Source organism: Paraburkholderia acidicola, assembly GCF_002362315.1.
Lineage (GTDB): Bacteria > Pseudomonadota > Gammaproteobacteria > Burkholderiales > Burkholderiaceae > Paraburkholderia > Paraburkholderia acidicola.
This window is the reverse complement of record NZ_MTZV01000003.1, coordinates 246,076-259,619: the sequence shown is the minus strand read 5'-3', so window position 1 is coordinate 259,619 and position 13,544 is coordinate 246,076. Positions and strand designations below refer to the sequence as shown.

The window sequence follows — 13,544 nt, the reverse complement described above, 5'->3', positions numbered from 1 at the left end:
GCGTGCGGCGCGGTGCTCGTGGAGCGCACGGAGACAGGCGCTGCAAGCGCCGCCACCACCCGCAAACCCCCGCCCAGACGGGCTTTCCGGCGGGGCATCCTGCTATCAGCACTATTCGTTCTGTGATATGCTCCGCGGATGCCAGTTTTAGGTCCTTCCAAGCAAGACTTGATTCGCGCAATCCGCTAAACGGTCAGGCCGTGTCGCGGAAGGTTCAGTAACCCGCTATTTTTCGAGAAACTCGAAGAAAGGTGAGCGTAAAAATGATGAAGCAATTCCAGCTGAACTCTTATCTGTTCGGCGGCAATGCTCCGTACGTTGAAGAACTGTACGAAGCGTATCTCGACAATCCGGCGTCAGTGCCCGAGAACTGGCGCGATTATTTCGACGCGTTGCAGAACGTCCCTGCATCGGATGGCACCAGTGCCAACGACGTGGCTCATGGCCCGATCGTCGAATCTTTTGCCCAGCGCGCGAAGGCCAATGCCTTCCTGCCACGCGCCGCAGCCGGCGGGGAAGACCTCACCACCGCGCGCAAGCAGGTGTACGTGCAGTCCCTCATCGGCGCCTATCGCTTTCTCGGCTCGCAATGGGCCAATCTCGATCCGCTGAAGCGCCGCGAACGTCCGAATATCCCCGAGCTCGAACCTGCGTTCTACGACTTCACCGAAGCCGATATGGACCAGACGTTCAACACGACCAACCTGTACTTCGGTTTCGAACAGGCGTCGCTGCGTGACATCGTCAAGGCGTTGCGTGACACGTATTGCGGCACGATCGGTGCCGAGTACATGTATCTGAGCGATCCGGAACAGAAGCGCTGGTGGAAGGAAAAGCTCGAATCGATCCGTTCCACGCCGAATTTCTCCTCCGACAAGAAAAAGCACATCCTGAACCGTCTGACGGCATCGGAAGGGCTCGAGCGCTTCCTGCACACCAAGTACGTCGGTCAGAAGCGCTTCTCGCTGGAAGGCGGCGAGAGCTTCATCGCATCGATGGACGAGGTCGTGCGCCACTCGGGTAGCAAGGGCGTGCAGGAAATCGTCATCGGTATGGCTCACCGTGGCCGTCTGAACGTGCTCGTGAACACGCTCGGCAAGATGCCGGCGGACCTCTTTGCCGAATTCGAGGGCAAGCACGTCGACGACCTGCCGGCCGGCGACGTCAAGTATCACAAGGGTTTCTCGTCGGACATCGCGACCGAAGGCGGTCCGGTGCATCTGTCGCTCGCGTTTAATCCGTCGCACCTCGAAATCGTGAACCCGGTGGTCGAAGGGTCGGCGAAGGCACGGATGGATCGCCGCGGCGACGAAAACGGCCTGCAGGTGTTGCCGGTACAGATTCACGGCGATGCAGCCTTCGCGGGCCAGGGCGTCGTGATGGAAACGCTGAACCTCGCGCAAACGCGCGGTTACGGCACGCACGGCACGCTGCACATCGTCATCAACAACCAGATCGGCTTTACCACGTCGGACCCGCGCGATGCGCGCTCTACGCTGTACTGCTCGGACGTCGTCAAGATGATCGAGGCACCGGTGCTGCACGTGAACGGCGACGATCCTGAAGCCGTCGTGCTGGCCACGCAGCTCGCCATCGACTACCGGATGCAGTTCCACAAGGATGTCGTGATCGACATCATCTGCTTCCGCAAGCTTGGCCACAACGAGCAGGACACGCCGGCCGTTACGCAGCCGCTGATGTACAAGACGATCGCGAAGCACCCGGGTACCCGTGCGCTGTACGCCGAAAAGCTCGTGCAGCAGGGCGTCATCACGGCCGCCGACGCCGACGAATACGTCAAGGCGTACCGCCGCGCGATGGACGAAGGTCACCACACGGTCGACCCGGTTCTGTCGAACTACAAGAGCAAGTACGCCGTCGACTGGGTGCCGTTCCTGAACCGCAAGTGGACCGATGCAGCCGACACGGCCGTGCCGCTCGCAGAACTGAAGCGCCTCGCCGAACGCATCACGACGATCCCCGAGAACTTCAAGGTGCACCCGCTCGTCGAGCGCGTGATCAACGATCGTCGCGCCATGGGCCGCGGCGAAGCGAAGCTCGACTGGGGTATGGGCGAGCATCTCGCGTTTGCCTCGCTGGTCGCATCCGGCTATGCGGTGCGACTGACGGGTCAGGACTCGGGTCGCGGCACGTTCACGCACCGCCACGCGGTGCTGCACGACCAGAATCGCGAACGCTGGAACGACGGCACCTACGTACCGCTGCAGAACGTCGCCGAAGGTCAGGCGAAGTTCAACGTGATCGATTCAGTGCTGTCCGAAGAAGCGGTGCTCGGTTTCGAGTACGGCTATTCGACGGCTGAGCCGAATACGTTCGTCGCGTGGGAAGCGCAGTTCGGCGACTTCGTGAACGGCGCGCAGGTCGTGATCGACCAGTTCATCTCGTCGGGCGAAGTGAAGTGGGGCCGCGTGTCGGGTCTCACGATGCTGCTGCCGCACGGCTACGAAGGCCAGGGTCCGGAGCACTCGTCGGCGCGTATCGAGCGCTTCCTGCAGCTGTGCGCAGACCACAACATGCAGGTCGTGCAACCGACCACGCCGGCGCAGATGTTCCACTTGCTGCGTCGCCAGATGATCCGCCTGTTCCGCAAGCCGCTCATCGTCTTCACGCCGAAGTCGCTGCTGCGTCACAAGGAAGCGGTCTCCGACCTGTCGGAACTCGCGAAGGGCTCGTTCCAGCCGGTGCTGAGCGAGACCGACGAAGCGATCGAAGCCAAGAAGGTGAAGCGTGTACTGGTGTGCTCGGGCCGCGTGTATTTCGACCTCGTCGCGCATCGCCGCGAAGCGAAGGCGAACGACGTCGCGATCCTGCGTGTCGAGCAGCTGTATCCGTTCGCGCACAAGCAGTTCGAAGCCGAAATGAAGAAGTACGACAACGCAACCGAAGTGGTCTGGGTGCAGGACGAGCCGCAGAATCAAGGCCCGTGGTTCTACATCGAGCACCACCTGAAGGAAGGCATGAAGGACGGACAGAAGCTGGCCTACAGCGGACGTCCGGCTTCGGCCTCGCCGGCAGTCGGCTACTACGCGAAGCACTACGAGCAGCAGAAGGCGCTGGTCGAAGGTGCGTTCGGCCGTCTGAAGAGCGCGTCCATCGCTAAATAAACACGACAGGCGAAGCGGGAAAGCGCAGGGCGCTTTCCCGCGCCGCATCCGGCGCACGCATCCGGTCCCCACGCGTTGCGCATTGAACGGATGACGGCCCGCTCACGGTTCGTTGTCACTAGATACGTATTCAGGAAAATCACATGGCTATTGTTGAAGTCAAAGTCCCCCAGCTGTCCGAGTCGGTTTCGGAAGCCACGATGCTGCAATGGAAGAAGAAGCCGGGCGAAGCCGTTGCCCAGGACGAAATTCTCATCGAACTCGAAACCGACAAGGTCGTGCTCGAAGTGCCGGCACCTGCTGCCGGTGTGCTCGCGCAGATCGTCAAGCACGACGGCGACACGGTGCTCGCCGATGAAGTGATCGCGAAGATCGATACCGAAGGCAAGGCCGGCGCCGCAGCCGTCGAAGCCGAAGTTAAGCCGGCTCCCGAAGCTACTCCGGCAGCCGCTCCGGCACCGGCCGCTGCAGCAGCAGCGGGCGCCAGCACGGCGGCTTCGCCGGCGGCAGCGAAGATCCTCGCGGAAAAGAATCTGTCGGCTGGCGACGTAGCCGGCTCGGGCCGCGACGGCCGCATCACGAAGGGCGATGCACTCGGCGCAGGTCAGACCACGCTGGCTGCGAAGTCGGCCGCTGCAGCTGCTCCCGCAGCGAAAGCCGCCAAGCCGTCGCTGCCTGACGTGAAGGCGCCGGCATCGGCCGATGCATGGCTCAACAACCGTCCGGAACAACGCGTGCCGATGTCGCGTCTGCGGGCGCGTATCGCCGAGCGTCTGCTCGAATCGCAACAGACCAATGCCATCCTCACTACGTTCAACGAAGTGAACATGGCGCCGGTGATGGATCTGCGCAACAAGTACAAGGACCGGTTCGAGAAGGAACATGGCGTGAAGCTCGGCTTCATGTCGTTCTTCGTGAAGGCGGCGGTGCACGCGCTGAAGAAATTCCCGCTCGTGAACGCGTCGATCGACGGTAACGACATCGTCTATCACGGCTACTTCGACATCGGTATCGCGGTCGGTTCGCCGCGCGGTCTCGTGGTGCCGATCCTGCGCAACGCAGACCAGATGAGCCTTGCCGACATCGAAAAGAAGATCGCTGAATTCGGTCAGAAGGCGAAGGACGGCAAGCTGTCCATCGAAGAAATGACCGGCGGTACGTTCTCGATCTCGAACGGCGGTGTGTTCGGCTCGATGCTGTCGACGCCGATCATCAACCCGCCGCAGTCGGCGATTCTCGGTGTGCACGCAACGAAGGAGCGCGCTGTCGTCGAGAACGGTCAGATCGTGATCCGCCCGATGAACTATCTGGCGATGTCGTACGACCACCGGATCATTGACGGCCGCGAAGCGGTGCTGTCGCTCGTCGCGATGAAGGACGCACTCGAAGATCCGGCGCGCCTGCTGCTCGATCTGTAAGCACACCCAGTCTCTCGCACTGGTTTGAACCGGAGCGACGCGCGCGATGCAGCACCGCTGCGCGCCGCTCCGTCATCAAAAGGATTGTCCATGTCCAAAGAATTTGACGTCGTCGTGATCGGCGCCGGTCCCGGCGGCTATATCGCGGCGATTCGCGCCGCACAGCTCGGCAAGAGCGTCGCGTGTATCGAGAAGTGGAAGAACCCGGCCGGCACGCTGAAGCTTGGCGGTACGTGTCTGAATGTGGGCTGTATTCCGTCGAAGGCGTTGCTTGCGTCGTCGGAAGAGTTCGAGAACGCAGCGCATCATCTCGTTGATCACGGTATCAGCGTGTCCGATGTGAAGATCGACATCGCGAAGATGCAGACCCGCAAGGATGGCATCGTCGAGAAGATGACGAAGGGGATCGAGTTCCTGTTCCGCAAGAACAAGATCACGTGGCTGAAGGGCCACGGCAAGTTCACCGGCAAGACGGACGCCGGTGTGCAGATCGAAGTGAGCGGCGAAGGGGAAACCGAAGTCGTCACGGCGAAGAATGTGATCATCGCGACTGGCTCGAAGGCGCGCCATCTGCCGACCGTGCCGGTCGACAACAAGATCGTCGCCGACAACGAAGGCGCGCTTGCCTTCGACACCGTGCCGAAGAAGCTCGCCGTGATCGGCGCCGGCGTGATCGGCCTCGAACTCGGTTCGGTGTGGCGCCGTCTCGGTGCCGAGGTGACCGTGCTCGAAGCGCTGCCCGAATTCCTCGGTGCTGCCGACCAGGCGCTCGCGAAAGAAGCCGCGAAGCAGTTCAAGAAGCAGGGCCTCGACATTCACGTGGGCGTGAAGGTTGGCGAAGTGAAGACGTCGGACAAGGGCGTGTCGATCGCCTACACGGACAAGGACGGCAACGCGCAGACGCTCGACGCGGACCGCCTGATCGTGTCGATCGGCCGCGTGCCGAACACCGATAACCTCGGTCTCGAAGCGATCGGTCTGAAGGCCAACGAACGCGGCTTTATCGACGTCGACGATCACTGCGCGACGAGCGTGCCGAACGTGTACGCGATCGGCGACGTGGTGCGTGGCCCGATGCTCGCGCACAAGGCCGAAGATGAAGGCGTGCTGGTTGCCGAAATCATCGACGGGCAGAAGCCGCATATCGACTACAACTGCATTCCGTGGGTGATCTACACCGAACCGGAAATCGCGTGGGTCGGCAAGACCGAGCAGCAGTTGAAAGCCGAAGGTCGCGAAGTGAAGACCGGTCAGTTCCCGTTCATGGCCAACGGCCGTGCGCTCGGCATCAACAAGGCGGACGGTTTCGTCAAGATGATCGCCGATGCGAAGACCGACGAACTGCTCGGCGTGCACATCATCTCGGCTAACGCTTCGGATCTGATCGCGGAAGCGGTGGTGGCGATGGAGTTCAAGGCGGCGTCGGAAGACATCGGCCGGATCTGCCATCCGCATCCGTCGCTGTCCGAAGTGATGCGCGAGGCCGCGCTCGCCGTCGACAAGCGCGCGCTGAACATGTAAGGCGCGCAGGCCGGTCCGCTTTCTGTACGTTGAGCGATCCGGCCGACCTGGGTGCATCCATTGCATCTCGCATCACGACGCAGGCGGGTGGGTTCGATCCCTCCCGCCTTCTTTTTTCCGGCCGCACGACGCACGATGAACGTCACCGAATACTACGAGAACGAACTGCAGACACGCGGTTATCAATCGGACCCGGCGCAACGCGCGGCGGTCGAGCGTCTGCAGCGGTGTTATGACGAGTGGCAGACGTACAAGGCGCGCCGCTCGAATGCGCTGCGCAAGCTGATCATTCATCCCGATCTGCCACGCGGCGTGTACCTGTGGGGCGGTGTCGGACGGGGCAAGAGCTTCCTGATGGACAGCTTCTTTACCGTCGTGCCGATCCAGCGCAAAACGCGGCTGCATTTCCACGAGTTCATGCGCGAAGTGCATCGCGAACTCGAGGAACTGAAGGGTCAGGCCGATCCGCTCGACGAACTCGCGCGGCGTATCGCGAAGCGCTACCGGCTGATCTGTTTCGACGAATTCCACGTGTCCGACATCGCGGACGCGATGATCCTGTACCGGCTGCTCGATCGCCTGTTCAACAACGGCGTGCAGTTCGTGATGACGTCCAATTACGATCCGGACACGCTGTATCCGGATGGCCTGCATCGCGATCGTGTGCTGCCCGCTATCGAGTTGATCAAGTCCAAGCTCGACGTCATCAATGTCGACGCGGGCATCGACTACCGGCGCCGCACGCTGGCCCAGGTCGAGGTTTATCTGACGCCGCTCGGTGCAGCCTCCGACAAGGCGCTACGCGATGCCTTCGCGCGCCTCGCCGCCGTGCCGGACGAGAGCCCGCTGCTGCATATCGAAAAGCGCGAGCTGAAAGCGCTGCGGCGTGCCGATGGTGTCGTGTGGTTCGATTTCGCCACGCTGTGCGGCGGTCCGCGTTCGCAGAACGACTACCTCGAACTGGCGAGCCGCTTCCACGCGGTGATCCTGTCCGGCGTGCCGCAGATGACACCGCGCATGCAGTCGGAAGCGCGCCGCTTCACGTGGCTCATCGACGTGTTCTACGACCACAAGATCAAGCTGCTGATGTCGGCGGCGGTGCCGCCCGAGCAGCTTTACGTGGAAGGCCCGATGGCCAACGAGTTCAGCCGTACCGTTTCGCGGATCGTCGAAATGCAGTCGAAGGAATATCTCGACGCGCCGCGGCGTCTGGTCGATACGTCGCTGACCTAGGCCTACTGGACCGACGCATCGACGTACCGCGGCACGTCGCCCGCGTGCGGGCGCCCACGGGGCAAGGGCGTGCAGCCCATTTTCGAGATTCAGACTGGTCTTATATTCGGCGGTCGCAGGCGTCGATATCTTCTTTGTCATGGTTCCGACAAAGGAGAGACGCATGAGCCCATACCGTGACATGACCGACGAGGAATGGCAGCGCGTGGCGCCGCTGATTCCCGAACTACGGCCGCGCAGCGAACTGCGCGGCCGTCCGCTTACCGATACGCGCAACGTGCTGAATGGCGTGCTATGGGTAATGTGCAGCGGGGCCAGGTGGTCCGCGATGCCGCGACGATATCCGCCTTATCAGACGTGTCACCGGCGCTTCAAGCTGTGGCATCGAACGGGGGCATTGCAGGAGGTGCTCGTGCAGTTGTTCGGCGACTCCGGCAATGGTTTGCTCGGTACACTCGAAGCCCGCATGCGCCAACGCGGTGCCAGCGAAGTCGCAAAGCCGCACGCCACTGACTCGAACGAGGCCGCTCCGATTGCGTTGGAAAATGAACCACAGGTGGCGTTTGTACCGACTTTCCCGGTGAATCACTTTCCGTCAATCTGACCTGCGGTTACATCGCCAGGTACGCAACACAAAGCCGGCCGACGATCGCAATCGTCGGCCGGCTTTTTTTGCTCTGTCAGATCTACCGCATCGCGGGCGCTAACACCCGCGCATCCATCACTGCTGGCGATTCCACGTCTGCGAACGTCCGAGCAGCGAGATGCCAATGTATCCGCGTACAACCAGCTTCTGGCCGTTTTCTTCGAGATGCATCTTGCACTTGTAGATCTTGCCGTTCTCCGGATCGAGAATCTGGCCGTGATCCCAGCCGTCGCCGTCCTTCGTCATGCCGTTGATGATCGTCATGCCGAGGATCAACTGGTCCTTGCGGGCGTCGGTACATTCGGTACAGCGGCGCGTGGGATCGTCGCTCGGTCCAAGCCCCTTGATGACCTTGCCGCTCAGCGTGCCGCTGCCGTCGTCGGTGATCTGCACGAGCGCCTTCGGCTGGCCGTTGTGGTCGTCGATGGTCTGCCAGGTACCGACCGGCGTAGTGCTTTGCGCCATCGCGGCTGCCGCGCCGAGGAGCAGGGCACCGGCCACGGCGGCCTGCCGGGCGATCGTGCGGGCACGTTGGGTGAAATGCGTCATGTTGTCTTCCTCCTTGTTAAAAATCGTCGCGATCGTGGTCGCGCGGCGTCGTGTGAATGTCAGGCGACGCCCTGCCTCAAGCTGTCCGGGGAGCATACGTGAAACCGCGCCCGCAGTTTGATAGTGAATCCTCTAGTCAAACTGGGGGCACGGTTTGCGGGGTGTGGACGACTCAGTGGCCGCTTTTGCGGCCACTTCCGTGGCCGATCAGGCGGTCAATACAGCTGGTACGAGAAAGTCGCATTGACACGCGGGCTGCGCGACGAGCTTTCGACAGGCGCATCGGCGATCGGCTTGGCCACCGACAGATCGAGGCTGTAGTACTTCGTGTCGGTGACCCGGAAGCCAAGCGCCACCGACGACAACCGAGACGGCGACGGCGTGCCCGTATGCAGATAGATGCGCGCCATATCGAACGATACGTATGGCGTGAAGGTTTGCAGATAGGTGAAGCCGAGCGCAATCGGACGATTGACTTCGAACGCCGCGCCCCAGCCCGAATCGCCCGACGCTTCGCCCGGCTCATAACCGAGCGCGAAACGTTGCGCGCCGAACGCAATCTGCTCGGAGGTTGGCAGCGAGTCCGGGCTGTACTGACCGATCGCCGAGAAGGAGGTACCGATCTTGAACGGCCACGTGTTGGTTTGCGAGAAGCTCGCACCGGTGCGCGTGAAGGTCAGCGACACGGGGTTGGTGCCGGAGATGAGCGGCGAATTGCGATCGAACGATTTCGACGCACCGAGGACATCGAACGCTTTCGCGACATTGATGCTCGCCTTGCGCACCTGGGTGGGTTGAATGTCGGTGTAATCGGCCTGCAACTGCAGCACGCGAACCTGCGAGCGAAGCCCAAAGCTCAACCCGTTGACCGTGCTGTAGTAGCTGTCCTGATCATGCGATGCATAAGCGGTCACGGTGCCCAGCACGCTGCGCGTATTGCTCAGCAGCAACGGGTACGCAAGCGAACCGGCCAGCTTTTCGTTGACCACCGTGCGCGTGATGGAATTGGGCAGGCCAGGATTGTCGGTTGGATTGCCGCGGTAACGCGTTGCATCGATCTTGCCGATCAGACCGTCACTGCCGATCGGCACCGACGCGTGCGCCGCGAAATAGGTTTCGTTGTCGCGCCCCGGCGGAAATAGCGCGGAAATGCTGAGCTGCTCGCCGAGCGAAGTCAGACCGTTCTCGGTGGCTGTCAGCAGCCCCTGGAAGCCGGGGTGGTTGAAGTCGAGACCGGTGCTGACGTCGAACCGCTTGCGGTCGACGGCGAGGTTCAGGGTCGCCGCGCCGTCGGTGTTGGTGGGTGGCTCGACGGTCGCAGCGACCTTCACGCCGGGTAGCAGACCGAAGATCTGCGTGTAACGCTGGAACGTGGAGAGCCGCAGCGGATGGTCCGCCTGGATGTGCGCTGCGATCGCGCGGATACGTCCTTCGACCGAGCCCGGCTTGCCGGTGATGTTCACGTTGGCGACGTAGCCTTCGACGATCGTCACGCGTACGACGTTGTTTTCGAAAGTCTGCGCAGGGACGAATGCAAACGACAGCGCGTAGCCGCGTTCCTGATAGAGCTTCGTGACGCCGTTCGCGACTTCGATCAGCTCGCCGATCGTGATGGCCTTGCCGACCAGCGGCGTAAAGCGACTGGCGACATCGTCGAACGGAATCGATTTCACGCCTTCGACCTGGATTTTCGAAGGTGTGAGTTGACGTGCGAGCAGCTCCTGCAACTGCGGTGCCTGCGGCTGCACCTGCACGGTGACGCTCGGCGCTTTTTGCGGCACGTTGATCTGTGGCAAAGAGTCGAGCGGATTACCGCCTGCAGGCCGGCTCTGTGCCTGCGCGGCGCCTGCTGCTACCACTGCGAGTAGCAGTGACCATTTTTTATACCCGAGTTTCATCGGATTGCCCTCGTTGGCCGTTCTTGTGATGCGAGTATGCCGTCTAAGCGGCTGGATCGCGAACGTTTATCTAGCTCTCAGTGTGTACTGCGTAGCGAGGTTGTTGCGTTGCGCGCTCCGATGAAGATGAAGCGCGCGACCTCGCCGATTATTTGTGTTGCACGGCCCCTGTACTGCCAACTGCATTCCCAACAGCTGCATTCCCAATAGCGATGTTCCGCCGCTGATGTTACCCAGCCAGGTGGGTGGCTGCCTAGTCGGGGATTCATGAGTCGCGGCGTTATCACCACACTACGCGACGACCGCAACGACGCGAGCGTCGTGCGGGCCGCGTGAGAGGTCAAGAGCCGTTGATCAGGCAAGCTGCTCCTCGCTGTTTGTTCTGGTGCGATGGTTGAAGGTCTCCGCGCGCCGTTGCGCTATGCATCTTGAACTACCGTGCCTTGCGCTGACCAGCCGGGTGTGACGCGCTGCATCCCGGCTGTGTCGTGGTTGACGCTTGTTACTTCTTGCCGCCGCTGAGACCGCCGAGTATGCCGCCAAGCAGCGACGTCACTGGCGCCAGCAGATTGTTCGCGCCGCCGTTGCCGCTGCTGCTACCACTCGTCGCCGAGAGCGCTGTGCCTGCACCGGTCGATGCCGTGGTCACTGCCGGTGCGACTGCGGCAGCGGCCGGTGCGGCAATACCGCCGAGCGCGCCGGTTACTGCCGTGAGCAGACCGGTGACGGGAGCGAGCGGACCGGTGCTGCCGCCTGTCGCACTCGACAATGCGCCAGTGACCGTCGAGAGCAGGCCTGTGACCGGAGCGAGCGGACCACCTGAGCTGCCGGTCGTACCGCCACCTGCTACGCCGCCCAATGCGCCGGTTACGCTCGAAAGCAAACCGGTAACCGGAGCCAGCGGACCGCTGCTGCCGCCGGCTGCGCCGCTCAACGTGCCGGTGACGGCGGAGAGCAGACCCGTGACCGGAGCGAGCGGACCGCCGCTGCTGCCGGAGCCGCCGGTCAGACCACCGAGCAGACCCGTGATCGGCGAGAGCGGACCACCGCTGCTGCCGGAGCCACCAGTCAAGCCGCCGAGCAAACCGGTGATTGGCGAGAGCGGACCACCGCTGCTGCTACCGGAGCCACCCGTCAAGCCACCGAGCAGACCGGTGATCGGCGCAAGCGGATTCGTACCGCTGCCGCCCACGAGGAGACCGCCGGCTGACGCGACGATCTTGCCGGTATCGGTGACGACGTTGCCGAGGCCCGTCGTAACCGGATTGCCGCCTGCGCCAGCGAGCAGCTTGCCGGCTGTGCCGAGGCCGTTACCGACCGTACCGAGCAGACCGTTGAGCGGTGCGCCGAGGCCCGTCACGGTGCCGACTGTCTGCGTGGTGGAAGCGACCATCGATGTGATCGGCGTGATCGCCGAGCTGACCGTTTGCGTGATCTGCTCTACAGGGCCGGTGGAGAGCACGTTGGTGAGTGTGCTACCGCCATTCGTCACGGCAACGCCGAGGGTGTTGACGAGGCCGCCAAGCGGCGTGGTGAGTGCAGCGAGCGGGGCGAGCGGGCCCGTGCCGAGGCTCGACACGAGGTTGCCCGTGCTGGAGACCGCACCACCGAGATTACCGACGACACCACCGAGGCTCGACACCGTTGTGCCGACCGCGTTGCCGCCCGTGCCGAGTTGTCCGAGACCTTGCGTGACGCCGTTGCCAAGAGTCGATACGGCTGCACCGACGTTCTGGACGACACCGCCCAGGGCTTTCGTGGTTTGTGCGCTGACGATCGGCAGGTTCTGCGAAGCGATCACACTGCCGAGACCCGACACCGTCGAGCCAACGTCGCCGACGACACCGCCCGTCTTTGCGACGACTGTGCCGATGGCATTGACCTGTACTGCCGGGGAGCTGCCGTTTCCTGTTCCTGTGCCCGTGCCGGTTCCCGTACCTGTGCCGGTCCCCGTTCCTGTTCCTGTGCCGCTACCGACAGTCGTGCCGGTTCCTGTGCCTGAGCCGCTGCCGTTACTCGATCCCGAGCCGCTGCCGGTCGTGTCGCCTGAGCCGCCGCCTGTGGTGACGGTGCCGCTACCGGAAGCGCTGCCGCTATCGCCGCCGGTGCCCTGGCTGAGTGTTCCCGAGCCGCCGCAGGCGCTAAGTGAAAGCATGGCTGCTACGGTGGCCGCGATGATTGTGATCCGTAACCCGCCATTGGTCGTTTGAATGTTCATGTTGCCCTCGCATTGCGTATGTAGTTGGGTGGTACCGCGGCTCTTTCTCTGCAACAGCCGTGCCATTTCGCATGCGAATTGATGCGTCGTTTTTCTATGTAAGTCGTAGACGTAATTGCAGTGGGCGTTTGCGGGCAATCGATGGAGTGCCTGCTAAAGCAATAGAAATGTTAAAAAAGGCAAATACGAGGCGTGTGCGGAGCCGGCGTAACGTAACGGGCGATGGGTAGCGTTACGATGGGCTGCGTAACGAAGGTGACGTGGAGACGGCGTGATGCTTGAAACAAGAGGTTCAAACGCCTAATTAGTGGAGCGAATCTAACGTATGGTTAGTCCTATGTGCGTTCGCACATGAGCAAACGCTAATCTTCTTATGCGGGATCGATCAACAACGACGGGGCCTGGCGCGTCGGATAATTGCTTAAAAATGATTGATACGCTATAAAACCTGAGAGCGTTAAAGATTACGAGGGGGGCGCGATATCGAACAGACGGCCATATTTCTTTTGCATAAGAGAAGCTGGCTGCAATAAACCTGGCGTGTTAGCCGAGGACTAGATCGGTGGCAGAGAGAACCACCGAACTATCGCTAGCGTCGGGAGCAGTCCGCAAACCACAACGAATAGATGAAGTTCCGAGGGCAAGAAAATGAAAAAGTTCACTAAGTTCCTGAGAGAAAACAAAGGGGTTACCGCGATCGAATACGGCTTGATTGCCGGGTTGATTGCTATCGGTATCGTGACGGCAACCACTGGTGTAAAAACCGCGCTCATAAACACATTCAACGCGGTCGCAGCAGCGCTACCTACTACCGCGAGCGGCGGCGGCTAACCGGGCGGATGTGGCCCGGATCACGAGTTCAACGGCTCTTGCTCTGGGCATACAGGCAATTTTTATCAATTGATGTGTGAATCGCTTGCGCGATTCACACGTTTT

Annotated in this window: 9 protein-coding genes; 6 read left to right on the top strand and 3 right to left on the bottom strand. The window is 61.8% G+C overall.

Annotation, left to right across the window (positions count from 1 at the left end):
• Positions 1 to 263: 263 nt before the first annotated feature.
• From BWP39_RS08895 to BWP39_RS08875, 5 genes are all read left to right on the top strand, one after another.
• On the top strand, positions 264 to 3,125 hold the full coding sequence (locus BWP39_RS08895) for a 2-oxoglutarate dehydrogenase E1 component (protein ID WP_096719011.1): 2,862 nt from the start codon (positions 264 to 266) through the stop codon (positions 3,123 to 3,125).
• Between the two features lie 143 nt (positions 3,126 to 3,268).
• Positions 3,269 to 4,543, top strand: coding sequence for a 2-oxoglutarate dehydrogenase complex dihydrolipoyllysine-residue succinyltransferase (gene odhB / locus BWP39_RS08890; protein WP_096719009.1), 1,275 nt, complete (start codon positions 3,269 to 3,271; stop codon positions 4,541 to 4,543).
• Between the two features lie 90 nt (positions 4,544 to 4,633).
• Entirely contained in the window at positions 4,634 to 6,064 is a 1,431-nt protein-coding gene (gene lpdA, locus BWP39_RS08885; protein WP_096719007.1) for a dihydrolipoyl dehydrogenase, read from the top strand.
• 135 nt (positions 6,065 to 6,199) lie between these two features.
• Positions 6,200 to 7,297 (top strand): cell division protein ZapE, encoded by a 1,098-nt coding sequence (gene zapE / locus BWP39_RS08880; protein WP_096719005.1) that lies wholly within the window; start codon positions 6,200 to 6,202, stop codon positions 7,295 to 7,297.
• 163 nt (positions 7,298 to 7,460) lie between these two features.
• Positions 7,461 to 7,901 (top strand): transposase, encoded by a 441-nt coding sequence (locus BWP39_RS08875; RefSeq protein WP_157915132.1) that lies wholly within the window; start codon positions 7,461 to 7,463, stop codon positions 7,899 to 7,901.
• 117 nt (positions 7,902 to 8,018) lie between these two features.
• Here BWP39_RS08875 and BWP39_RS08870 read toward each other — a convergent pair whose 3' ends face one another.
• From BWP39_RS08870 to BWP39_RS08860, 3 genes are all read right to left on the bottom strand, one after another.
• Entirely contained in the window at positions 8,019 to 8,492 is a 474-nt protein-coding gene (locus tag BWP39_RS08870) for a DUF2147 domain-containing protein (protein WP_096719703.1), read from the bottom strand.
• 215 nt (positions 8,493 to 8,707) lie between these two features.
• Positions 8,708 to 10,390: a ShlB/FhaC/HecB family hemolysin secretion/activation protein gene (locus BWP39_RS08865; protein ID WP_096719001.1), complete on the bottom strand. Its 1,683-nt coding sequence runs from the start codon at positions 10,388 to 10,390 to the stop codon at positions 8,708 to 8,710.
• A gap of 502 nt (positions 10,391 to 10,892) precedes the next feature.
• On the bottom strand, positions 10,893 to 12,608 hold the full coding sequence (locus BWP39_RS08860) for a collagen-like triple helix repeat-containing protein (RefSeq protein WP_096719701.1): 1,716 nt from the start codon (positions 12,606 to 12,608) through the stop codon (positions 10,893 to 10,895).
• Positions 12,609 to 13,256: 648 nt separating this feature from the next.
• Here BWP39_RS08860 and BWP39_RS08855 point away from each other — a divergent pair.
• Positions 13,257 to 13,439 (top strand): Flp family type IVb pilin, encoded by a 183-nt coding sequence (locus tag BWP39_RS08855; protein ID WP_096718999.1) that lies wholly within the window; start codon positions 13,257 to 13,259, stop codon positions 13,437 to 13,439.
• Positions 13,440 to 13,544 lie beyond the last annotated feature (105 nt).

Excerpts from the sequence above, each read along its gene's own strand:
- BWP39_RS08895 (WP_096719011.1), top strand. The coding sequence starts at position 264 with ATGATGAAGCAATTCCAGCTGAACTCTTATCTGTTCGGCGGCAATGCT.
- odhB (WP_096719009.1), top strand. The coding sequence starts at position 3,269 with ATGGCTATTGTTGAAGTCAAAGTCCCCCAGCTGTCCGAGTCGGTTTCG.
- lpdA (WP_096719007.1), top strand. The coding sequence starts at position 4,634 with ATGTCCAAAGAATTTGACGTCGTCGTGATCGGCGCCGGTCCCGGCGGC.
- zapE (WP_096719005.1), top strand. The coding sequence starts at position 6,200 with ATGAACGTCACCGAATACTACGAGAACGAACTGCAGACACGCGGTTAT.
- BWP39_RS08875 (WP_157915132.1), top strand. The coding sequence starts at position 7,461 with ATGAGCCCATACCGTGACATGACCGACGAGGAATGGCAGCGCGTGGCG.
- BWP39_RS08870 (WP_096719703.1), bottom strand. The coding sequence starts at position 8,492 with ATGACGCATTTCACCCAACGTGCCCGCACGATCGCCCGGCAGGCCGCC.
- BWP39_RS08865 (WP_096719001.1), bottom strand. The coding sequence starts at position 10,390 with ATGAAACTCGGGTATAAAAAATGGTCACTGCTACTCGCAGTGGTAGCA.
- BWP39_RS08860 (WP_096719701.1), bottom strand. The coding sequence starts at position 12,608 with ATGAACATTCAAACGACCAATGGCGGGTTACGGATCACAATCATCGCG.
- BWP39_RS08855 (WP_096718999.1), top strand. The coding sequence starts at position 13,257 with ATGAAAAAGTTCACTAAGTTCCTGAGAGAAAACAAAGGGGTTACCGCG.